Annotated in this window: 19 protein-coding genes; 1 reads left to right on the plus strand and 18 read right to left on the minus strand. The window is 70.5% G+C overall.

All coding sequences use genetic code 11. The annotated features are described in order from the left end of the window. Positions 1–11: 11 nt before the first annotated feature. The 9 genes from rimM to AC0VYD_RS21370 form a co-directional block, all read right to left on the minus strand. On the minus strand, positions 12–530 hold the full coding sequence (rimM, locus tag AC0VYD_RS21330; RefSeq protein WP_475477198.1) for a ribosome maturation factor RimM: 519 nt from the start codon (positions 528–530) through the stop codon (positions 12–14). A 150-nt stretch (positions 531–680) separates the two neighbouring features. Then, the gene (locus AC0VYD_RS21335) at positions 681–923 is read right to left on the minus strand and encodes an RNA-binding protein (RefSeq protein WP_191274314.1); all 243 of its coding nucleotides are present in this window, start codon (positions 921–923) and stop codon (positions 681–683) included. Positions 924–925: 2 nt separating this feature from the next. Beyond that, the gene (rpsP, locus tag AC0VYD_RS21340; RefSeq protein WP_475477199.1) at positions 926–1,399 is read right to left on the minus strand and encodes a 30S ribosomal protein S16; all 474 of its coding nucleotides are present in this window, start codon (positions 1,397–1,399) and stop codon (positions 926–928) included. A 249-nt stretch (positions 1,400–1,648) separates the two neighbouring features. After that, positions 1,649–3,241: a signal recognition particle protein gene (ffh, locus tag AC0VYD_RS21345; RefSeq protein WP_475477200.1), complete on the minus strand. Its 1,593-nt coding sequence runs from the start codon at positions 3,239–3,241 to the stop codon at positions 1,649–1,651. Positions 3,242–3,335: 94 nt separating this feature from the next. Further along, a complete protein-coding gene (locus AC0VYD_RS21350) occupies positions 3,336–4,598 on the minus strand; it encodes a hypothetical protein (protein WP_475477201.1) in 1,263 nt (420 codons plus the stop codon). Positions 4,599–4,989: 391 nt separating this feature from the next. Next, positions 4,990–6,333, minus strand: a complete 1,344-nt coding sequence (locus AC0VYD_RS21355; protein ID WP_475477202.1) for an ammonium transporter — start codon at positions 6,331–6,333, stop codon at positions 4,990–4,992. Positions 6,334–6,748: 415 nt separating this feature from the next. Next, entirely contained in the window at positions 6,749–7,939 is a 1,191-nt protein-coding gene (ftsY, locus tag AC0VYD_RS21360) for a signal recognition particle-docking protein FtsY (protein WP_475477203.1), read from the minus strand. Between the two features lie 59 nt (positions 7,940–7,998). Next, complete coding sequence (locus AC0VYD_RS21365) at positions 7,999–9,030, minus strand: FecCD family ABC transporter permease (RefSeq protein WP_475477204.1); 1,032 nt, start codon at positions 9,028–9,030, stop codon at positions 7,999–8,001. A 33-nt stretch (positions 9,031–9,063) separates the two neighbouring features. Continuing rightward, on the minus strand, positions 9,064–10,059 hold the full coding sequence (locus tag AC0VYD_RS21370; RefSeq protein ID WP_475477205.1) for an ABC transporter substrate-binding protein: 996 nt from the start codon (positions 10,057–10,059) through the stop codon (positions 9,064–9,066). Positions 10,060–10,696: 637 nt separating this feature from the next. Here AC0VYD_RS21370 and AC0VYD_RS21375 point away from each other — a divergent pair. Next, positions 10,697–13,366 (plus strand): S8 family serine peptidase, encoded by a 2,670-nt coding sequence (locus AC0VYD_RS21375; RefSeq protein ID WP_475477206.1) that lies wholly within the window; start codon positions 10,697–10,699, stop codon positions 13,364–13,366. A 115-nt stretch (positions 13,367–13,481) separates the two neighbouring features. Here AC0VYD_RS21375 and smc read toward each other — a convergent pair whose 3' ends face one another. From smc to rsmD, 9 genes are all read right to left on the minus strand, one after another. Next, complete coding sequence (gene smc / locus AC0VYD_RS21380; protein ID WP_475477207.1) at positions 13,482–17,027, minus strand: chromosome segregation protein SMC; 3,546 nt, start codon at positions 17,025–17,027, stop codon at positions 13,482–13,484. A 415-nt stretch (positions 17,028–17,442) separates the two neighbouring features. Beyond that, complete coding sequence (locus tag AC0VYD_RS21385; RefSeq protein WP_191274288.1) at positions 17,443–17,631, minus strand: hypothetical protein; 189 nt, start codon at positions 17,629–17,631, stop codon at positions 17,443–17,445. A gap of 363 nt (positions 17,632–17,994) precedes the next feature. Then, positions 17,995–18,282 (minus strand): acylphosphatase, encoded by a 288-nt coding sequence (locus tag AC0VYD_RS21390; RefSeq protein ID WP_475477208.1) that lies wholly within the window; start codon positions 18,280–18,282, stop codon positions 17,995–17,997. A 144-nt stretch (positions 18,283–18,426) separates the two neighbouring features. Continuing rightward, positions 18,427–19,281, minus strand: a complete 855-nt coding sequence (gene mutM, locus AC0VYD_RS21395; RefSeq protein WP_475477209.1) for a bifunctional DNA-formamidopyrimidine glycosylase/DNA-(apurinic or apyrimidinic site) lyase — start codon at positions 19,279–19,281, stop codon at positions 18,427–18,429. A gap of 3 nt (positions 19,282–19,284) precedes the next feature. Continuing rightward, positions 19,285–20,034: a ribonuclease III gene (rnc, locus tag AC0VYD_RS21400; protein ID WP_475477210.1), complete on the minus strand. Its 750-nt coding sequence runs from the start codon at positions 20,032–20,034 to the stop codon at positions 19,285–19,287. Positions 20,035–20,387: 353 nt separating this feature from the next. Further along, complete coding sequence (gene rpmF, locus AC0VYD_RS21405) at positions 20,388–20,564, minus strand: 50S ribosomal protein L32 (RefSeq protein ID WP_013151268.1); 177 nt, start codon at positions 20,562–20,564, stop codon at positions 20,388–20,390. A gap of 134 nt (positions 20,565–20,698) precedes the next feature. Continuing rightward, positions 20,699–21,244 (minus strand): YceD family protein, encoded by a 546-nt coding sequence (locus AC0VYD_RS21410; RefSeq protein ID WP_475477211.1) that lies wholly within the window; start codon positions 21,242–21,244, stop codon positions 20,699–20,701. A 232-nt stretch (positions 21,245–21,476) separates the two neighbouring features. After that, positions 21,477–21,965 carry a pantetheine-phosphate adenylyltransferase gene (gene coaD, locus AC0VYD_RS21415; RefSeq protein WP_473038255.1) on the minus strand — a complete coding sequence of 163 codons (489 nt, stop codon included), beginning with the start codon at positions 21,963–21,965 and terminating at the stop codon, positions 21,477–21,479. Positions 21,966–22,182: 217 nt separating this feature from the next. After that, positions 22,183–22,749 carry a 16S rRNA (guanine(966)-N(2))-methyltransferase RsmD gene (gene rsmD, locus AC0VYD_RS21420; protein ID WP_475477212.1) on the minus strand — a complete coding sequence of 189 codons (567 nt, stop codon included), beginning with the start codon at positions 22,747–22,749 and terminating at the stop codon, positions 22,183–22,185. Between the last annotated feature and the right edge of the window lie 16 nt (positions 22,750–22,765).

Consider the following 22,765-nt stretch of genomic DNA (forward strand, 5'->3'; position numbering starts at 1 on the left):
TGCGTACTCGTTCAGTCGGTGTTCTGCAGGTCGAGCAGGCCGGGCGGCGGGTCGAGCACGATCCGGCCGGCTGCCACGTCGACCTCGGGGACCAGGGCGGCGACGAACGGCACCAGGACCTCGTGTCCGGCCTCGGCGGTGATGACGAGCACGTCCTGGGCGTGGTGCAGGACGTCGTCGACGGTGCCCACCGTCTCGCCCCCGGTGGTGACGGCGGTCAGGCCGACCAGTTCGTGGTCGTGGAACTCGTCGGGGTCGTCCAGGGGAGCGATGTCGGCGGAGTCCACCAGCAGGGCGGTGCCGCGCAGCGCCTCCGCGGCGTCCCGGTCCGCCATCCCCTCGAAGCGGACGAGCAGCCTGCCGCTGTGCCGCCGGGTCGAGGCGATCGTCAGCGGACCGGCCGAGGCGGGGTCCGTCTGGAGTACGGCGCCGACGGTGAACCGGGCGTCGGGGTCGTCTGTGCGCACGTCGACGGCGACGTCGCCGCGGATACCGTGCGCGCGGCCGATCCGGCCCACCACGAGTCGCATGAGTGCTTTCCTTCGATCGTTGTCGGTGTTCCCCGGTGTCCCCCGTTCGGGAACGGCCCGCGGGGAACGTCGTGCCCGGGTCCGTTCACACGGTCCCCGGGCACGAGTTCGGGGCGCCGACCGTCAGCGGTCGGCGCCCCAAGAGGCGCGTCAGCGCACTTCGTTCAGGTCCAACAGGTCCACACGGACGTAACGGCCGCCGGCGAGAGAGCCGACGACGGTCCGCAGTGCCTTGGCGGTCCGACCGTTGCGGCCGATGACCTTGCCAAGATCGTCTGGGTGGACCCGGACCTCCAGAACCTTGCCCTTGCGGAGCCGTTTGGCTCTCACCTGGACGTCCTCGGAGTTCGCAACGATCCCCTTCACGAGGTGCTCAAGCGCCTCTTCCAGCACGATTAGGCCTCGCCCTCGGACTTCTTCTCAGCCTCGGCGTTCTCGGCGGGCTTGTCGGCCGCCTTCTCCGCCTTGTCCGACTTCTTCTCGGCCTTCTCGGCCTTCTTGGCCTTCTTCTCCTGGCCGGGGAGCACGAGCTCCTTCAGCGCGGCCTGGAAGGCGGCTTCCTTGGCCTCGGGGTCCTTGGGCTCGGCGACCTGGAGCGGAGCCGGGGCGGCCAGGCCCTTGAACTTCTGCCAGTCACCGGTCTTGCGCAGGAGGACCTTCACCGCGTCGGACGGCTGGGCGCCGACGGACAGCCAGTACTGGGCCCGCTCGGAGTCGACCTCGATGAGGCTCGGGTGCTCCTTGGGGTGGTACTTGCCGATCTCCTCGATCGCCTTGCCGTCACGCTTGTTGCGGGCGTCGGCGACGATGACACGGTACTGGGGCGTACGGATCTTGCCCATACGCTTGAGCTTCAGTTTGACAGCCACTGGAGTGGTCTTCTCCCGAATAACGGTGTTAGGCGCCTGACAGGCGGCCCACGTGGGGTTGTGGAACCCGTCGAGGCAGGACGTGGGTGGCGGGCTAGTTAGAGGGCCGGCCCGGCCACCGTTAGTCGACTACTCATTGTGCCAGACGCGGACGTGTTCCTCGGACAGGACACCGCCACGCGTGCGACTTCGGCGGAGAAACACCCGCGGCCCGGCCGGAGGGTTCCGGACGGGCCGTGGCGGGTCTCACTACTTCTTGGGCAGCTTGAAGTTCGACAGGTCGGGCATGTTGGGCCCGCCCAGACCGGGCGGAAGGCTGGGCTGGCCGCCGCCGAGGCCAGGGGGGAGCTGGGGCATCTCCTGGCCGCCCTCCTCCTGGCGCCGCTTGCGTTCGGCCTCCCGTTCGGCCTCCTGCTGGCGGGCCTTCAACGGGTTGCCGCTGCGCTGCTTGCCCTTCTTGCCCTTCTTGGCCTGGGCCTTGGCCTTCTTCTTGTTGCCGCCGCCCATGCCCGGCATACCGGGCATCCCCGGCATACCGCCACCGCTCTTCATCTTGCGCATCATCTTCTGCGCCTCGAAGAAGCGGGTCACCAGGCCGTTGACGTCGCTGACCTGGGTACCGGAACCGTTGGCGATCCGCAGGCGACGGGAGCCGTTGATCATCTTCGGGTTGGCCCGCTCACCCGGCGTCATCGACTGGATGATGGCCTGGATGCGGTCCAGGTCCTTGTCGTCGATGCCCTCGATCTGGTCCCGCATCTGGCCCATGCCGGGCATCATGCCGAGCAGGTTGCCGATCGGGCCGAGCTTGCGGACCATCGCCATCTGCTGGAGGAAGTCGTCCAGCGTGAAGTCGTCGTCCGAGGCCATGGTCGAGGCCATCTTCTCGACCTCGGCCTCGTCGAACGTGCGCTGGGCCTGTTCGATGAGGGTGAGGACGTCACCCATGTCCAGGATGCGCGAGGCCATCCGGTCCGGGTGGAAGAGGTCGAAGTCCTCGAGCTTCTCACCCGTGGAGGCGAACATGATCGGGCGACCGGTGAGGTGCCGGATCGACAGGGCCGCACCGCCGCGGGCGTCACCGTCGAGCTTGGTGAGCGCGACCGCGTCGTAGCCGACACCGTCCAGGAAGGCCTGGGCGGTGTTGACCGCGTCCTGACCGATCATGGCGTCGACGACGAAGAGGATCTCGTCGGGGCTGACCGCGTCGCGGATGTCCGCGGCCTGCTGCATCATCTCGGTGTCCACACCGAGGCGGCCCGCGGTGTCGATGATGACGACGTTGTGGTTGTTGCGCCGCGCGTGCTCGATGGACTCCCGAGCGACGCTGACGGGGTCGCCCACGCCGTTGCCCGGCTGGGGGGCGAAGACGGGGGTACCCGCGCGCTCACCGACCACCTGGAGCTGTGTGACGGCGTTGGGGCGCTGGAGGTCGGCCGCGACCAGCAGCGGGGTGTTGCGGTCGTCGGAGAGCCACTTGGCGAGCTTGCCCGCGAGGGTCGTCTTACCCGCGCCCTGCAGACCCGCGAGCATGATCACGGTAGGCGGGTTCTTCGCGAACCGGACCTGCCGGGTCTCGCCACCGAGGATCTCGACCAGTTCCTCGTTGACGATCTTGATGACCTGCTGGGCGGGGTTGAGGGCCTTGGAGACCTCTTCGCCGCGGGCGCGCTCCTTGATCCGCGAGATGAACTCGCGGACCACCGGCAGCGCGACGTCCGCCTCAAGCAGCGCGAGACGGATCTCCCGCGCGGTCGCGTTGATGTCCTCCTCGGACAGCCGCCCCTTGCCGCGCAGCGAGGAGAAGACCGATGTCAGCCGGTCGGAAAGCGTCTCGAACACGAGTTTGGCCAGTCCTTCGTCGTCGGAATTGACTTCCTAGCCTACCTGCCAGCCCCCACCCGCAGGAGCCGGTGCTCCCCCGGGACGGGTACCGCTACTCTCCGCCGGTCTCCTCGGCCTCCTCGGTGCCCTCGCCGCCGGTCTCCTCGGCGTCTTCGCCTTCGGCGCCGCCGGTCTCCCCGTCCGAGCCCGAGAGGGTGGCCTCGCGCTGTTCGGCGAGGGCGGTGAGCATCTCCTGCTGCTGCTCGGAGCTCAGCCCGCTGGTGGACAGCCGTGCCTCGCCCTGGATGTCGTCGTAGGTCCGCGGTTCGGGGGTGGTGATGTCGTAGTTGGCGTCACAGGCCAGGTCGAGGGTGCCGCCCGCCTCCAGGGCCCCGTTGTCGGAGCACTCCTGGTCGCCGATCTCCTCCTGGCTGAAGGTGACGTCCATCCGGACCAGGACCGTGCCGCTGCCCGAGGCCCCGGCGTCGCGTACGGTGCCGGACCAGGTGCAGTGCGGCCCCTCCTCGCACTCCATCGCGGGCTGGCCGTCCCAGCTGACCTCGATGCGCGCGTCGCGGGAGGACGTGAGCTCCTCCTCGACGGTGGTGGTCAGACCGGTGTACAGCTCCTCGGCCGCGGTCTCGTCGGCCCGGGCCAGGTCCAGGCGGACCTGGGGACCGGTCTCCCCGCCCTCGGGGACCAGCTCCTCGATCTCGATGCGCAGGATCTGGTTGGTCTCGGCGTCGACCCACAACTGGTTGCGTTCGCCGTCGAGGTCGATCCGGTAGGCACGGGTGTCGTCGAGGTTCTCCTCGACCGCCTCCTCGTCCTCCAGGCCGATCCCCTCCAGGATCGTCGAGAGCGCCGGCGGAGCGAGCGTGTTCTGCGGGTTGATGCCCGCCTGTTCGGCGGACGAGCGCACCCAGGTGCCGCCGAACTGGTCGCTGTCCGGCCCGAAGACCCCCTTGTCCAGCCAGAACTCCTCGTCCGCGCGCAGGAAGAGCCTGTCGTCCGCGGCGACCAGCTCGGCCTCGATCCCGTTGGCGCGGACGGTCCCGCTGGACGCGCCGCCGTCGGCGACGGTCAGGGCGGTCTCCTGGATGCTTCCGCCGACGGTCGAGGCGACCTGCCCCTCCGCGGTGAGCGCGGGGTAGGCGGCCAGGTCGGTCAGGGCCTCCTCGAGCAGGGGCGCCGCCTCGACCGGCTCCGCGGCCTCCTCGGTGGGCTCCGGCTCCTCGTCTGAGCCGCCGAGGCCGCATCCGGCCAGTCCCAGCACGGCGATGGTGGACACCGCGGCGAGGGCGAGCCGTCGGCTCCCGGAGCCGGTGTCCACCGAGTACGCCCTGGGGCCCCTGTTGCGAGTAACCGGCGCCATCTTGCCTCCTGACCCCGACCTGTGGGGTGCTGATCCGAATGCGCGTGAAGTAAGCCGTCGGGAGGGCCCGGGCGTTGGCACCGCCCTGCCTCTCCGCGGTGTGGGATGCGGGTGCCGATCCGCCGGTTGCGTCCGATGGAGCACTGCTCGGACCGCCCCGGCGCCCTGCGCCGTTCCCCCGGAACCGGGTCGGCCGCCGCACCGCCTCGAAAGGGTATCGAACAAGGGCGCGGCTCATTGCCAACACCACTCCATGAATACGTACATATGAGTGGAATCCGTCGGCCGCACGCAGGGCGAACACGGACGGGGCCGACGGGGAAATCCCCGTCGGCCCCTGAGCCGCCTCACCGCGTCATCGGTTCAAGGCCCGCGGCCTCGACATTGAGGGTCAGGACTTGACCTGCGGTGAGGCCGTCTCCCCGCCCGGAGGCGTCGACGAGGAGACCGCTTCCTCCTCCAGCTCGTCGAGCTCGTCGAAGGCGTAGGCCGACTCCGCGTGCAGCTCGTGGTCGAGGCCGTTGGTCTCGACCTCCTCGGCGATCCGGAAGCCGATGACGAGGTCGATGACCTTGGCGATGACCCAGGTGACGACGAAGGAGTAGATCATCACACCGATGACCGAGATGGCCTGGGCGGCCAGGAGGCCGATGCCGCCGCCGGTGAACAGGCCGGTGTCGCCGCCGCCGGGCACCGCGGAGGAGGCGATGAAGCCGATGGCGAGGCAGCCGACGATGCCGCCGACCATGTGGATGCCCACCACGTCGAGGGCGTCGTCGTACTTGAACTTGAACTTCCAGCTGATCGCGTAGGCGCAGACGGCACCGGACAGGAGGCCGACGACGATGGCGCCGACCGGGGTGACGCTGGCGGCCGCGGGGGTGATGGCGACCAGGCCGGCGATGGCACCGGAGGCGAAGCCCAGGGCGCTGATCTTGCCGTAGCGGATGCGCTCGACGAGCATCCAGGCGGCGGTCGCGGCGGCGGTGGCGACCTGGGTGTTGACCAGGGCCAGGGCGGCCTGCTCGTTGGCGGCGTAGGCGGATCCGGCGTTGAAGCCGAACCAGCCGAACCACAGGAGCGCGGTACCCAGCAGCACGAACGGCAGGTTGTGCGGGCGCATCGACTCGGAGCCGAAGCCCTTGCGGCGGCCGAGGACCAGGACCAGGGCCAGGGCAGCGGCGCCGGCGTTGATGTGGACCGCGGTGCCGCCGGCGAAGTCGATGACCTCGGGCAGGCCGGTCCACTCGTGCATGGTGGCGACCCAGCCGCCGCCCCAGACCCAGTGGGCGACCGGGAAGTAGACGATCAGGGCCCAGACCGGGGCGAACAGCAGCCAGGCGCCGAACTTGGCGCGGTCGGCGATGGCACCGCTGATCAGGGCCACGGTGATGACGGCGAACATCAGCTGGAAGCCGGCGTCGACGAGGAGCGGGTAACCGCCCTCGCCGCCCTCGGCGGGCTCGATCTCACCGAGGAGGCTGGTCAGCCCCACGTAGTCGAATCCGCCGACGAACATGTCGAGGGCGCCGTAACCGGGCGCGTAGGAGAGCGAGTGCCCGACGAGCACCCACAGCACGCTGACGATCGCGATACTTCCGAAGCTCATGAGCATCATGTTCAGGACGCTCTTCGCCCGCGACATGCCTCCGTAGAAGAAAGCCAGGCCCGGGGTCATGAGCATCACCAGCGCGGCGCTCATCAGCAGCCACGCGGTGTTGCCTGTGTCGATCATTTCGTCGCCTCCATAGGACGGACGGGGGATTGTCTTGAAGGGCGGCAGTCAGCGAGCGCATCATCGGGCCCGGTGCGCTGGCCACGGCGTCCACTGTCCGTCCGGGGTGTTTCTCTGCCGGACCCGACGTGTTGCGCGGGCGTAAAAGGACAGACAGAAGTGTTAAGGCGGCGTGAACCGAACGCGCAGGCCGCGCCAATGCACGTGCACGGGCACAGGAGACGCACACCACAGGGACCGAGGGGAAGCATGCGACGACGCTCGGTGACTTCTCACGTCGGCGGTGTCGGCGCGGTCAGGTTCCCGGCCCCGGTGTTTCCCGGGGGTTGCGCCCCGGTGAACCCTCTTCCGGGGCGTGGTGGACGCGAAAAGGCCGGACACCCGGGTGCGGGTGTCCGGCCGGAGGGCTGGCGGTTCAGCCGAGGATGGCGTCCACGAAGACCTCGGGGTCGAAGGGCGCGAGATCGTCGGGGCCCTCGCCGAGCCCCACGAGTTTGACGGGCACGCCCAGCTCGCGCTGGACCTGGACGATGATGCCGCCCTTGGCGGTCCCGTCGAGCTTGGTCAGGGCGATGCCGGTGACGTTGACGACCTCGGCGAACACGCGCGCCTGGCGCAGGCCGTTCTGGCCGGTGGTGGCGTCCAGGACGAGGAGGACCTCGTCGACCTGGGACTTCTTCTCCACCACGCGCTTGACCTTGCCCAGCTCGTCCATGAGGCCGGTCTTGGTGTGCAGGCGCCCGGCGGTGTCGATGATGACGGTGTCCGCACCGTCCTCGATCCCCCGCGCGACGGCGTCGAAGGCCACACTGGCGGGGTCGGCGCCCTCGTCCTTGCGCACGACCGGGGCGCCCACCCGTCCGCCCCAGGTCTGCAGCTGCTCGGTGGCCGCGGCGCGGAAGGTGTCCGCGGCGCCCAGGACGACGCTGCGGCCGTCACCGACCAGGGCACGTGCGAGCTTGCCGGTGGTGGTGGTCTTGCCGGTGCCGTTGACGCCCACGACCATGATCACGGCCGGGCGGCCGCTGTGCGGTTCGGTGCGCACCGCGCGGTCGGTGTCGGCACCGATCTGGTTGAGGAGTTCCTCGCGCAACAGGCCCCGCACCTCCTCGGTGTCGCGGGTGCCGAGCACCTTGACCCGGGTGCGCAGGTTCTCGACGATCTGGGTGGCCGAGGTGACACCGATGTCGGCGGTGATCAGGGTGTCCTCGATCTCCTCCCAGGTGTCCTCGTCGAGGGTCTTGGCGGAGAGGAGGGTGAGCAGGCCCTGCCCGAAGGAGCTCTGGGAGCGGGCCAGGCGGGCGCGCAGGCGGACCATGCGCCCGGCCGACGGGGGCGGGGTCTCGATCTCGGGTGCGGCTGGTTCGGCGGGGGCCGGGACCGCGGCCTCCTCCGCGGGAGGGGCGTGGGCGGGGGGTGTGCTGACCGTCCCCCCGTCCCGTTCCCGGTCCTCCTCCGGGGCGGCCTCCTTGGGCTCCCCGGTGACCTCGGGCTTGGTCTCCTCCTTACCCGGCGTGACCGATCGTCGGGTCCTGACCAGGAAGAACCCGCCAACCGCCAGGAGGGCGACGACGACGATGATGCTTACGAGCAAGGTGATGTCCATAGCGTGAACCAGTCTCCCAGAGTGTTCGACGCCTTCGCATCACGCGGGGTGGCGTGCCGTCAGGTACCGCGGTGGCGGGTGGTCCGCAGGATGAGGACGAAGAAGGGTGCGCCGAGGAACGCGGTGACCACCCCGATGGGCAGTTCGGCGGGGGCGACGATGGTGCGCGCCACGATGTCCACCGCCACCAGGAAGGCGCCGCCCGCCAGCACGGTGACGGGCAGGATCGCCCGGTAGTTGGAACCCACGAGGCGGCGCACGATGTGCGGGACGACGATGCCGACGAAGCCGATCAGGCCGCTCACCGAGACGGCGGCCGCGGTGGCCAGGGAGGCGGCGGCGATGACGACCATCCGCACGACGGCGGGGTTCAGGCCGAGGCTGACCGCCTTGTCGTCGCCCAGGGCGAGCATGTCCAGCAGGTAGCCGCAGAGCAGCAGGACGAGGAGTCCGACGACCGCGTACGGCGCGACGAGGCGGACGTCGTCCCATCCGCCCCGGCCGAGCCCGCCCAGGAGCCATGCGTAGATGCGCTGGAGCTGGTCCACGCCCATCTGCTGGACGAGGGTCTGGGCGGCGGAGAGGAACGAGGAGACGGCCACCCCCGCCAGCACCAGGGCGGCGGTGCCGCCTCCCCCGGCGGTGGAGCCGAGGGCGTAGGCGGCCGTCACCCCGGCCAGGGCGCCGAAGAAGGCCGCCACGGGGACCAGGGCGCGCGGGTCGGCGGTCAGTTCCTGCCCGAAGACCATGACCATGGTGGCGCCCAGCCCGGCCCCGGACGCGGCGCCGAGGAGGAAGGGGTCGGCGAGCGGGTTGCGGAAGACGCCCTGGTAGGCGCCGCCCGCCGTGGCCAGGAGCGCGCCGGCCACGGCGCCCATCACCACCCGGGGCAGGCGTAGCTCCATCAGGAGCGCCTCCTGCCGTTCGGTGAGCGGTGACTCGGTACCGAACGGCAGGAGGCTGAGCATGTGGCGGAGGGTGTCCGCCGCGGAGATCGAGGCGGCGCCCGCGGAGATGCCGAGGAGCCCGGCCGCGAACAGCGCCGCCGCGGCGCCCAGGAGCCAGCCCCACGGGACCCCGAAGCCCTTCACGCCCTGTTCCCCCCGTTGCTCCTCGTACCGGTACTACCGGTTGGCGGTCTCGGTGACCGCGTCTCCGACGGCCCGGGCGAAGTCGACCACGCGCGGCCCCCAGCGGGAGGCGATGTCGCCGTCGAGCACGTGGACCGACCCGGTCTCGACCGCGGAGACGGTGTCGAAGGCCGGGCGCTCGGCGACGGCCTCGGCCGCGGCCTCGTCCCCGTAGGAGAGGAAGATCAGGTCGGGGTTCTCCTCGACCACGAACTCCGCGGACAGTTGCGGGTAGTCGCCGCTCTCGTCGTCGGCGGCCTGGTCGGCGATGTTCACCAGGCCGAAGGCGTCGTAGACCTGACCGACGAAGGTGTTGGAGGTCGCGGAGTAGAGGGTGTCGTCGAGTTCCTGGTAGAAGGTCAGCCCGGTGCCCGCGAGTTCGGCGCAGGCGGCGTCGACGATCTCGGTGAACTCGCTCTCCACCCGGTCGGCCTCGGCGTCGGCCTCCTCCGTGTGGCCCGTGGCCTCGCCCAGCAGGCGGATCTGGGAGTAGACGTCCTCCATGTCGGCGGCGCCGCCCAGGACCAGGGTGGGGATGTCGACGGCGTCGAGCTGCTCCGCGGTGTCGACGGCGCTGTCGGCGAGGATGACGAGGTCGGGGTCGTACTCGCTGATCGCCTCGACGCTGGGGGTGAAGCCGCTGAGGTCCGTGGTGGGGGCCTCGTCAGGGTAGTTCGAGTACTCGTCGGCCGCCTCGACCCGGTCGCCCGCCCCGATGGCGAAGAGCGTCTCGGTGTTGCTCGGTGAGAGGGAGACGATGCGTTCGGGCGCCTCTTCGAGGGTTACCTCGCCGAGCACGCCGGCCACGGTGACGGGGAAGGTTCCGTCTCCGACGGGCTCCCGGTCGGCGGCCGGCTCGGGGGCCCCGCAGTCGGCGGAGGCGGCCCCGGTCTCCTCCGTGGCGTCGGGTTCGGTGTCGGTGGTGCCGCAGGCCGTGAGGGCGAGGGTGGCGCCCAGGAGTGCGACGGGCAGTTGGCGAGCGATCCGCACGGTGCTCCTTCGGTGAGCCGGGAAGGGAGCACGGCCCGGTCGGGGACGGCCGGTCCTTCCCACGAGGACGGGTTCGTCGGGGCCGAAGAGGCGACCTGGCTCGTCCCCGCGCTCAGGCGGGGCCTCACAGTTGCGGGACAGCACCGGGTTGGGCGGCCGGATGTGGCCGCGGGACCGGATTTCGCTCGTTCGGCACCGGTCGTGCCGCCCGGAGGGTGGCACAACCCCTCCACTGTACGGGCACCCCTTCAGCCGTCACGCGCCCGGGTTCACCCGCTCCGAGCTGCGCTTTCCGTACGGTTTCAGGGTTGGCTCCCCGCGCCGGGGGCATTCGGTACCGCGTTCCCCGATCCGAGTTTTTGTTTGGTTTCAAACTAAAAATGCTTTATGTCCAATTTATTAACTTCTGAGGCGCCAGAAGAAACTCGCACCACTTGGACCTGCTGCGTGGCCATATTGAGTCTTAATGCACATTGACACCTCGATCGCACACAGCAATGATCTCGTTGCCATGCGCGCCGATTATCCGAATACGGACATCAAGCGGCGTATCCCCCCGTGCGCGTACACCCGCACCCGGCGGGTCGTCGCTCCCCCGGTGTCCTGAGGCGCGCACGAGAAGGGATGTGTTGACAAGGTGGCACCCCACCGATCACGCCTGGCGCCGCTCGCCGGGCTGACACTCATTGCGGGCCTGGTCGCGGTCGCACCGGCAGGCGCCGACGAGAGCTCGGAACTCGCACCCCTCCACCCGGCACCCACGGCGGAGAACGGCGAGCTGACACACCAGGTACAGGACCTGTGGTTCATTGAACTGGAGAGCCCTCCCACCTCCAGGGGAACGGCCTCCGCACGCGTCGACGACGAGCACGAGGAGTTCCGCGCCGAAGCCGAGGAGTACGGCCTGGAGTACAGCGAACGGCTGTCCTTCAGCGAGCTGTGGAACGGCGTCTCCGTGGAGATGGACGACTCCCAGGTAGGTACGGCCCGGGAGATCCCCGGCGTCGCCGCGATCCACCCGGTCGTCCGCCACGAGATCCCCGAGCAGGACGAAAGCGCACCGGAGATGGACACCGCGCTCGGCATGACCGGCGCGGACGTCGTACAGAGCGAGCTCGGACTGTCCGGTGAGGGCCTGCGGGTGGCAGTCATGGACACCGGGGTCGACTACACCCACCCCGACCTCGGCGGTTCCGGCGAGTTCCCGTCCGAGCGCGTGGTCGCGGGCCACGACTTCGTCGGCGACGACTTCAACGCCGCAGACCCGGCCAGCTCCACACCCGCCCCCGACGACGACCCGCAGGACTGCAACGGCCACGGCACCCACGTCGCGGGCATCATCGGCGCCGAGGGCGAGGTCACCGGGGTCGCACCCGACGTGGCCTTCGGCGCCTACAAGGTGTTCGGCTGCTCCGGCTCCACCACCTCCGACATCATGGTCGCGGCCATGGAGCAGGCTCTGGCCGACGACATGGACGTGCTCAACATGAGCATCGGCTCGGCCCACTCCTGGCCCCAGTACCCGACCGCCGTCGCCTCGGACAACCTGGTCGACGAGGGCATGGTCGTGGTCGCCTCCATCGGCAACTCCGGGGACACCGGCCTCTACTCCGCGGGTGCTCCGGGCCTGGGCTCCAACGTCATCGGCGTCGCCGCCTACGACAACACCCATATCCGGGCCGCGGCCGCCGAGGCCACCCAGAGCGGCGAGACCATCGCCTACATGGAGATGGACGACGCGGTCCTGCCGCCCGGATCCGGGGAGAGCGACGAACTCGTCTACGTCGGCCGGAGCTGCTCGTCCCTGGGCGACGAACTGGAGGGCGACCCCGAGGGCAGGACGGCCCTCGTCGTCCGCGGCGACTGCACCTTCGCCGAGAAGTACGACGCCGCGGTCGACGCCGGCGCCACCGGTGTCGTGATCCACAACAACGTGCCCGGCATGTTCGCCGGAGGCGGCATCACCGACCGGGGCGCCTTCGCCGTGGGCATCTCCGACGAGGCCGGGGCCCACCTCCTCGAACTCCTGGAGGGCGACGAGCCCGTCACCCTGACCTGGACCGGTGAGCAGGCCACGGTCCCCAACCCGACCGGCGGCCTGATCAGCAGCTTCAGCTCCTACGGCATGGCCGCCGACCTGGACCTCAAGCCGGACCTGGGCGCCCCGGGCGGTCTGATCAACTCCACCTACCCGATGGCCAAGGGCGGTTACGCCACCATCAGCGGTACCTCGATGTCCTCCCCGCACGTCGCGGGCGGTGTCGCCCTGCTGCTGGAGGCCCGCCCCGAGCTCGGTGCGCACGAGGTGCGCGACGTCCTGCAGAACACCGCCGACCCGACGATGTGGTGGGGTAACCCGGACCTCGGTTTCCTGGACAACGTCCACCGCCAGGGCGCGGGCATGCTCGACCTCCCCGGCTCGATCCTGACCACCACGAGCCTGACCCCCGGCAAGCTGGCCCTGGGCGCCACCGAGGGACCGGTGACCGAGACCGTCACCGTCTCCAACGACGGTGACCAGGCCGCCACCTACGAGATCTCGCACGAGCCCGCGCTGGGCACGCACGGCAGCACCTTCACCCCGTCCTTCAACGCGGCCTCCGCCGAGGCCTCCTTCAGCACGGACGAGGTGACCGTCGGCCCCGGCGAGTCCGTGGAGGTCGACGTGACCGTCACACCGCCCGCCCGCGACCACGAGCAGATGCTCTACGGCGGCTACGTCACGGTCACCGAGGTCGAGGGCGAGGGCGCGGGTGAGTCCCACCGCGTCCCGTACGCCGCCTACAACGGCGACTACCAGGAGATCGAGGCGATGACCCCGATCACCGACGCCAACGGCGACGTGCACGAGCTGCCGTGGCTCACCCGCATCACCGAGTGCGAGGCCTTCTCCGGCCTGGAGTGCGCCGACGACAACGGCGGCACCTTCGAGAACCAGCCCGACGGCGCCACCTACACGCTGGACTGGGTGGACGGGCTGCCCGACATCCCGTACGTGATCGCGCACTTCGACCACCACGTGACCAAGCTGGAGATGACCGTCGTCGACGAGCGCACCGGCCGCCCGGTCCACCCGGACCGGAACGTGGCCGTGGACGTCGACTACGTCAACCGCAGCGCCACCAGCACCGCCTTCTTCAGCTACGCCTGGGACGGCACCGTGGTGGACTCCCGCGACCGCGTCAAGGCCGTGCGGGACGGCGACTACCGGCTGGAGGCCCGGGCGCTCAAGGCGCTCGGCGATCCGGACAACCCGGACCACTGGGAGACGTGGACCTCTCCGGTCATCACCATCGACCGGGGCTGAGCCCGGCCCGGTAACGGAGCGACGGGGCCGTCCTCCTCGGCCGAGGAGGGCGGCCCCTGCGTGTGCGCGGCGTCCGCCGGGCGGTCCCGGAGGGGCGGGCTCAGGCGGGGCGGGCTCAGGCGGGACGGTCGAGCTTCTGGCTGATGACCTGGGAGATACCGTCGCCCTGCATGGTGACGCCGTACAGCGCGTCGGCCGACTCCATCGTGCGCTTCTGGTGCGTGATGACGATGAGCTGCGAGGACTCCCTCAGTTCCTCGAAGATCACCAGCAGACGCTGGAGGTTGGTGTCGTCCAGGGCCGCCTCCACCTCGTCCATCACGTAGAAGGGCGACGGACGGGCCTTGAAGATGGCGGCGAGGAAGGCCACCGCGGTCAGCGAACGCTCACCGCCGGAGAGCAGCGACAGCCGCTTGACCTTCTTGCCCGGCGGCCGGGCCTCCACCTCGATACCGGTGGTCAGCATGTCCTCCGGCGTGGTCAGCACCAGTTTGCCCTCACCGCCGGGGAACAGCCTGCCGAAGATCGCCGCGAACTCCCGCTCCACGTCCAGGTAGGCGGCGGAGAACACCTCCTGCACCCGGGCGTCCACCTCGGCGACGATGTCCATCAGGTCCCGGCGGGTCTTCTTGAGGTCCTCCAACTGCGCGTTGAGGAAGGCGTGCCGCTCCTCCAGCGCCGCGAACTCCTCCAGCGCGAGCGGGTTGATCTTGCCGAGCTGGTTGAGCTGGCGCTCGGCGGTCCTGAGCCGCTTGGCCTGCACCTCGCGGACGTACGGCAGCGGTACCGCCTCCTCCCCCGCGTCCACCGGCGGCGGCACCGGGACCCGGGGGCCGTACTCGGCGACCAGGGCGGGCACGTCCACACCCAGTTCCTCCACCGCCTTGGTCTCCAACTGCTCCAGGCGCATCCGGCGCTCGGCCCTGGCCACCTCGCCGCTGTGCGCGGAGCTGGTGAGCTTCTCCAGTTCCACGGACAGCTCCCGGACCCGGGCGCGCACGGTCCTGAGTTCGCCCTCGCGGGCCTCGCGTTCGGCCTCGGCGGCCACCCGCTCGCTCTCGGCCGCGGCCAGGGACACGGCGATCCGCTCCAGGGCCAGCCGTGCGCTCTCCGCCACCGCCCGGGCGACGGTGGCCTGCGCGGCGCGTTCGCGGCGCCGCTCGGCCTCGCGCTCCACGGCGCGGCGCTCCTCGGCGGCCTGGGCGAGCAGCGCGTCGGCCCGGCCCGCGATGGAACGGGCCCTCTCCTCGGCGGTGCGCACGGCCAGCCGCCGCTCCATCTCGGTGGCGCGGGCGCGGGAGGCCAGCGCGGCGAGCTCGTCGCGGTGGTCGGCGTCGGGCGCCTCCTCCTCGACGGCGGCGGCGATCTCCTCGGCCTCGGCCAGTTCCTCCTCCAGGCGCTCCAGCTTCCGGGCGTCCTCGCCACGCGAGGCGGCGGCCTTCTCGGCGGCCGCGGCATAGCGTTCGGACTCGGCCTCGGCGGAGCGGGCCTGTCCGCCCAGCTTGCCCAGCCGCTGCGCGGACTCGTTGCGCCTGCGGTCGCTCTGCCGGCGCCGCGCCGTGACCTCCTCCGCTGCGGCGGCGGTCTCGGCCCGTTCGCGTTTCCTGGCGTCCAGCTCCACGGCCACGCGCTTGGCCGCCTCGGTGGCGGCCTCCAACTGTTCGGCGGCCTCGTCGACCGCCGCCTGGACCTCCAGGAGGCTGGGCGCGGCCGCGGTGCCGCCGTGGACCATCTCGGCGGCGAACACGTCGCCCTCGGGGGTGACCGCACGGACCCCGGGCAGCGCGCGGACCAGGTCACGGGCGCCACGGGCGTCGGAGGCCAGGACTACCCGGTCGAGCAGCGCGTGGACCGCGTCGGACAGGTCCTCGGGCGCGGAGACGGCGTCGGCGGCGTAGCGCGCGCCGCCGGGCAGGGACGGCCAGTCGGCGCGGTCCGCGGAGGGGATGGCGCGGGCCACCACGATCCCGGCCCGCCCGGCGTCCTCGGACTTGAGGAGTTCCAGGGCCGCGGTGGCGCTGGCCTCGTCGCGGACGGCGACGGCCCCCGCCGCCGCCCCGAAGGCCGCGGCGACGGCGGTCTCGTGACCGGGATCGACCTGCAGCAGGGCGGCGAGGCTGCCGAGCATGCCGGGAAGTCCGGCCTCCAGGAGGGTCCCGGCGCCGTCCTTGTGCGCCAGGCCCAGTTCGAGGGCCTCCCTGCGGGCGGCCAGCGCGGCACGCTCGCCCTCGGCGGTGCGTTCGGCGTCGCGGAGCTCGTTGAGTTCGGCGTCCAGGGCCGACAGCCGACGGGCGAAACGCTCCTGGGTCTGGTCGAGCTCGGCGTCGCCCTCGTCCAGCCCGACGGCCTCCTCGGCTGCCATCTCGTACTCGGCCTGGGCGGCGGCGGCTCGTTCGGCGGCCTGCCGGGCGGCCTCCTCCAACCGGCTGATCTCGCTCTCCTGCGAGGTCAGCCGTCCCCGGAGGCTCTCCACTGCGGCACTCTTGCGGACGATGCCCTCCCGGCGTTCGGCCGCAGCACGGGAGGCGGCCTCCAGCCGGCGCTCCTCGCGGTGCAGGGCGTCCTCCGCGGCGGAGCGCTCGGTGACGCTGGTCTCCAGGACCTCGCGGGCCTCCTCCAGCCGGGTCTGGAGTTCCTCCTCCTGGGCGGCGGCCTCCTCGGCCTCCATCTCCAGTTCCTCGGGGTCGCGGCGCTGGACGACCTCGCCCTGCACCGCGACCAGGTTCCGGTGGCGTTCGGTGGCCAGCCCGCGTACGGCTTCGAGGCGTTCGGTGAGCCGGGACAACGCGTGGTAGGTCTCGGTGGCCCGGGCCAGGACCGGAGCGGCGGCGGTGGCCCGCTCGTCCAGTTCGGCCTCACGGGCCTGGGCCTGGTTGAGGGAGGCCTCGGCGGCCTTCCGGTGCGCCAGGACCTCCTTCTCGTCCGCCTCCTCCTTGGCCAGCTGGTCGGTGAGGGTGACGATGTCGTCGGCGAGCAGGCGCAGCCGGGCGTCGCGCAGGTCGGCCTGGATGACGGCGGCCCTGCGGGCGAGTTCGGCCTGCCGGCCCAGGGGCTTGAGCTGGCGGCGCAGTTCGGCGGTGAGGTCGGTGACGCGGTCCAGGTTGCCCTGCATCGCGTTGAGCTTGCGGATCGCCTTCTCTTTGCGTTTGCGGTGCTTGAGGATGCCCGCCGCCTCCTCGATGAGGGCGCGGCGTTCCTCGGGCCCGGCGTGCAGGACGGTGTCCAACTGGCCCTGGCCGACGATGACGTGCATCTCGCGGCCGATGCCGGAGTCGCTGAGCAGGTCCTGGATGTCGAGCAGGCGGCAGGTGTCGCCGTTGATCGCGTACTCCGAGCCGCCGTTGCGGAACATCGTCCGCCTGATGGTGACCTCGGTGTAGTCGATCGGCAGGGCGCCGTCGGTGTTGTCGATGGTGAGGCTGACCTCGGCGCGGCCCAGCGCCTGGCGGGTGGAGGTACCCGCGAAGATCACGTCCTCCATCTTGCCGCCGCGCAGGGACTTGGCCCCCTGTTCGCCCATCACCCAGGACAGGGCGTCGACGACGTTGGACTTGCCCGAGCCGTTGGGCCCCACCACACAGGTGATCCCGGGCTCGAAGCGCAGGGTGGTGGCCGACGCGAACGACTTGAAGCCGCGTAGCGTCAGATTCTTCAGGTACACCCGCGCCTCCCACGTCGGTCACCGTTCCTGCCACGGGCGGTCGCCACGGGGCCGACAACAAGGGTGCCACGAAGCGGTGACCGAGGGGCGGTGTTGGGAAGACCCGGGGCCGATGACCTGCGCCACCGTCGGCCGGAGGCGGGCAGAGGCCCGGGGGAACGAAAGGAGGGGGATATCCGGCGGACACGGAGGGTTGCATAGGGGCCCGCCGGGTACAACGGTAAAGAAGCCGCAAGGGAAAGGAAAAGCGTACGGCGGATTTCCACTGGTTCCCGGTCCGCGACGACCGGGTTTCGTCAGTGATCCGGCCAGGGACGCCTGTGATGCGTTCGGCGTCCCCGTCAGTGGATCATCAGCGGATCAACGGTGTCGTGTACGGACCACATCCCGTGGCCCCACGACGGTGAGACGGAAATCAGGCGAGCGCGGGCTCGCGGTCGGTCGCGCCAGCGACGTCGGTGACGGCCATGCTGAGCTGGTCGTTCTGGGCCTGAAGACGGCTGATCTCGTCCTCGAGGTCGCGTACCCGCTTCTGGAGACGTCGCATCTCCGAGACCATACGCGGGTCGGAGCCGCCAACGTGGCCAAACAGAGCCTTCGCCATGGTGTGGGTCCTCCACAGTGAGTGACCAGTGGTGATGCGCGCATACGTGACCCGTGTCCCTGCCGGTCCCACCTGCCGTGGGCCGACCACGCGGGCAGAAGATGCGCGGTGTATTTTCCAGAGTCTCACTCTGCGCGCCACTGGTCAAGATTGGATTACAACGGTCCGTAACGACCACAGCCCAGACGAAAACGCCCAGGGCATGTGGTATCGCACGGTACGAACATGATCCACCCCCGGCGAAGCCGGTACGCAGAGCCCGGAAACGGCTTGCGCGGTGGTCCGTGTGTCGCGGCGCCCGGCTACCGCTCGGTCGCGCCGCCCCACGGTCGATGCTCGGACCGCGTTACCCTTCCAGCATACTCACCGTTCGACGAAACCGTCGAAGGAACCCCCCGCCGGAGTCCAGCGTTCGACCACGGAGTCCACCCGTCCGGGGGTTTCTCCGCTTCTCAGGTGCCCCAGGAGCCTCTCGCAGCCCTTCCTGGACCCTTCCGCGACGACCTCGACCCGGCCGTCGTCCAGGTTGGTGGCGGCTCCGGTCAGACCCGACTCCAACCCGCGAGACCGCACCCACCAGCGGAAACCCACGCCCTGGACCCGACCGCGCACCCACGCGGTCAACCGGACGGGCTCTTCCTCTTTGCTCACGGCCCCGAACTCTCCCTTACTTCACGGAGACACTTTCCTCACCGACACGCCCCGAAAGCTCTTTCGGTCACACAGTCGGACATATCGACCATTCCCGTGGGCCTCTCCGTCGGCCTCGGCCCCGGGCCCGCAGGAACGCCGACCTCAGGAACGCGGGCGCGGAGCCCGCTGGCAGGTCGGGCAGCTGAACGACGAACGGTTCATGAACGCCTCGCGCACGATCGGTGTGCCGCAGCGCCCGCAGGGACGGTCACGCCGCCCGTAGGCGTTGAGCCCGCGTTCGAAGTACCCGCTCTCACCGTTGACGTTGACGTACAGCCCGTCGAAGGTGGTGCCGCCCACCTCCAGTGCCTCGGTCATCACGTCGCTGACGTGGCCGAGCAGTTCCCCGGCCTGGCCGTTGGTCAGCCCCCGGGTGGACCGGGCCCAGTGCAGCCGCGCCCGCCAGAGCGCCTCGTCCGCGTAGATGTTGCCCACGCCGCTGATCAGCGACTGGTCGAGCAGGGCCCGCTTGACCTCGGTCCGCTTGGCTCGCAGCGCCCGGACGAACGCCTCCGGGACGAAACCGGGGTCCAGCGGGTCCAGGGCGATGTGGTCCACCGACGAGGGCACCTCGGCGTGCTCCCCCGGGTGGTCCACCAACAGGTGGCCGAAGGTGCGCTGGTCGACGAAGCGCAGTTCGTTGCCGTCGTCCAGGGGCAGGCGCACCCGCAGGTGCCTCTCGTCCGGCTTGCCCTGCGGCTGCACCAGCATCTGCCCGCTCATACCCAGATGGGTGAGGAGCATGTCACCGCTGTCCAGGACGAGCCACATGTACTTGCCCCGGCGGCGGACCGCGGTGGGGATCTGGCCGGTCAGACGTCCGGCGAAGTCGGCGGGGCCCGGCACGTGCCGACGGACCGAACGCGGGTGCAGCACCTCGACGGGACCGATCCGCCGTCCCACCGCGTGCTCGCTGAGGCCGCGTCGGACGACCTCGACCTCGGGGAGTTCCGGCATACCTCAGCCCTGCCCCTGGCCGGGGGCCTTGCCCTTGGCCTTCTCGGCGGCGTCCGCACGGGCGCGGATGGCCTTCCAGGCGGACTCGGCGGCCTGCTGCTCGGCCTCCTTCTTACTGCGGCCCTCGCCCAGGCCGTAGCTCTCCCCCGCCACCCGGACGGTGGCGCGGAAGGTCTTCTGGTGGTCGGGACCGCTCTCGTCGACGTGGTACTCGGGCACGCCGAGCATCTGGGCGGCGGTGAGCTCCTGGAGGGAGGTCTTCCAGTCCAGCCCGGCGCCCAGCCCGGAGGCGGTGGCGATGAGCGGGTCGAAGAGGCGGTGCACGAACTCCGAGGCCACGTCGAGGCCGCGGTCCAGGTAGACCGCGCCGATGATGGCTTCGAGGGTGTCCGCGAGGATCGAGGACTTGTCCCGGCCCCCGGTGCCCTCCTCGCCCCGGCCGAGCCGGATGTAGGCGCCGATGCCCAGCCCCCGCGCGACGTCGGCGAGGGCGCGCATGTTGACCACGGCGGCGCGCAGCTTGGCGAGTTGGCCCTCGGGCAGGTCCGGGTGCTTGCGGAAGAGGGTGTCGGTGACCACCAGGCCGAGCACGGAGTCGCCGAGGAACTCCAGGCGCTCGTTGGTGGGCAGACCGCCCTTCTCGTAGGCGTAGGAGCGGTGGGTCAGGGCGCGGAGCAGGATCTTGGGGTCGACCTCGACCCCGATCGCCTGATGGAACGCCTTGGCTTCGGAGACGGAGAGTTGGCTGGCCACGCGAGTTCGCTTCCCTGTCGGGCGTGCCGGTGCGCGGCACGCGGAGGTGGAGGGGTCTCCGGTCCGGCCAGGACGCTCGAAAACGAGGTGATCGTCGCGGGAGCGGTCGCTCCCCCGGCGGCCACCACGATCTCGGGAGTCCGCACGGAACCCGGATCACCGGTGTTGGGGTGCCCCGGGAAGGTTTGTTCCCAGGGTTTTCCAGATCACTCTACAAAGCTCCGGGGCCGGGGGTCCCCGAGACAGCCCCTCCCCCTGACAGCGCTGCGGGGCGGACCCCTCAGTGGGTTCCGCCCCGATGCGCCTCGGGAGTACTGGATCGGATGCTGGACCCGAAGCCTGTCATCCGCGGGTTAGGCCGGGTTGGTGACCTGGCGGTTGTTGTAGGTGCCGCAGGTCGGGCACGCGATGTGGGGCTGCTTCGGGTCACGGCAGCGCGGGCAGTTGACCAGCACCGGGCGCGACGCCTTCCACTGGGAACGGCGGGTCCGGGTGTTGCTCCGCGACATCTTCCGCTTCGGGACGGCCACTTCAATCCTCCTGGGTCACCCCCGCGCGGTCGCGGGAGGTCGCTTATCTGGTCACCCCGCGCGCTGTGGCGGGGAGGGTGTGCTCCGGTCGTCAGCGGTGCCCGGCGGACACCGCACGCGATCGGTTCACGGGCTCACTGCTGTTCGGGATCCTCCGCGATAGAGCGGAGCGCTTCCCAACGCGGGTCGACACCGTCGCCGTGACCGTGGTCGGGCCCGGCGTCGGCGAGTTTGACCCCGCACTCGGCGCACAGGCCGGGGCAGTCCGGGCCGCACAGCGGTGAGAGCGGGAGCGCGAGCACGACGGCGTCTCGGATTACCGGTCCGAGGTCGAGCAGATCGCCCTCTAGATAGTAGTCCTCATCCTCGTCGCCCGCGTCCTCGTCACTTCCGCCGCCCTCTTCCTCGTCGGCGGCGTAGCGGTACAGCTCCTGGAAGTCGGCCTCCAGCTCCTCGCTCAGGGAGTCGAGGCAGCGGGAGCACTCCGCGTTGAGACGCCCGTGGGCGGTTCCGGTGACGAGGACGCCCTCCATCACCGCCTCCAGGCGCAGGTCCAGCTCGATCTCCTGGCCCTTGGGCACGCTGGCCATCGCCGTCTCGAACGCCTCGGGGACGGTCACGATTCGGTTGACGGTCCGCATCGACCCCGGCTGGCGGCCCAGCTGGCGGGTGTCGACCACGTACGGGTCGCGGGCATCTAGACGAGACAGAGTGATCGCGCTTTCAGAAGAGTTAACGGGTGCCGGGCACGCGGGCTCCGACGCGCTCGGCGTCGGTTGTCGCGGTGGTGCTGACCGGCCTGAGCGCACGCCGAGGACCGGCGACACCCATGGTCAAACCCAGATTCTACCTACCATGTCCCCGACCACCCAAATCAGCGCCCGAGGAGGGCCGCGCGGAGGCCCTCGGCCCCTACCCCTGGTGGCGTTCGGCGTACTTCTCCCTGAGGCGGCCCTGGACGTAGGGCGTGACCAGACTGGAGACGTCGCCGCGGTGCTGGGCGATCTCGCGGACCAGGCTGGAGGACAGGAAGGAGTACTGGGGGTTGGCGGTCATGAAGACGGTCTCCACGCCGGAGAGCTGGTAGTTCATCTGCGCGATCTGGAGTTCGTAGTCGAAGTCGCTGACGGAGCGCAGGCTGCGGACGATCGTCTCGATGCCGTTCTCCCGGCAGAAGTCGACGAGGAGCCCGTCGAACTCGCTGACCCGGACGTTGCCGAGCCCCGCGGTGCCCTCGGTGAGCATGTCGATCTTCTCGGGGACGGTGAAGAGCCCCCGCTTGTTGACGTTGTTGAGTACGGCGGCGATGACCTCGTCGTACTGTTTGGCGGCTCGTCCGATGATGTCGATGTGACCGTGGGTGACCGGGTCGAAGGAACCCGGACAGACGACTCGGCGCACGGTGGATCGCCCCTCTCAAGAACTACTCTCGGGTACCGCGATCGTAGGGGTTCACCCGTACACCAATTCGGGCAACACCCGCTTAGTGTTCTTTCCCCGGACAAATGTGTCTGTACTCACACCCGGGGCGAGCGGGGCCGGGCCGCCGCCACGGCACGCGCGGGTCGTCCGAACCCTCCGGCGCGAAACACCGGAAAACGCCCCCCGTCACCGCTTCCTACCCGGAGGCGCGGGCGTACCAGAGGATCGCCTCGCCGTACCTGCGACTGCGGTCGGGCTCGATCCCCTCGGGCCAGACCGGTTCGGCACCGCGCTTGGAGCGCTCCACCACGAGGACCGCGTCCTCGGCCAGCCACCCGTGTCCGACCAGGGCGGACAGCACCGAGGAGACCTCCTCGTCGGTGACCGCGTAGGGCGGGTCGGCCACCACCAGGTCGTAGGGGGCACCGGTCCTCGCGCGTGCGAGGACCCGCTCCACCCGGTCCGCGGCCAGTTCGGCCCCAGGAAGCCGGAGTGTGGCGATGTTCTCCTTCACCACCCGGGCGGCCCTGCGGTCGGCCTCCACCAGCAGGGCGTGCGAGGCCCCGCGGGAGAGGGCCTCCAGTCCGATCGCCCCGGACCCGGCGTAGAGGTCCATGACCCGGAGCCCGTCGAGGGAGCCGAGGTCGGACTGGACGGAGGCGAACAGGGCCTCGCGGGCCCGGTCGCTGGTGGGTCGGGTGGTGCGGCCGTCTGGGGCGGAGATGCGCCGTCCGCCCGCGGCCCCGGCGATGATGCGGGTCATGGCACAACGGTAGTGC

The organism is Nocardiopsis sp. iso_40, from assembly GCF_056173285.1.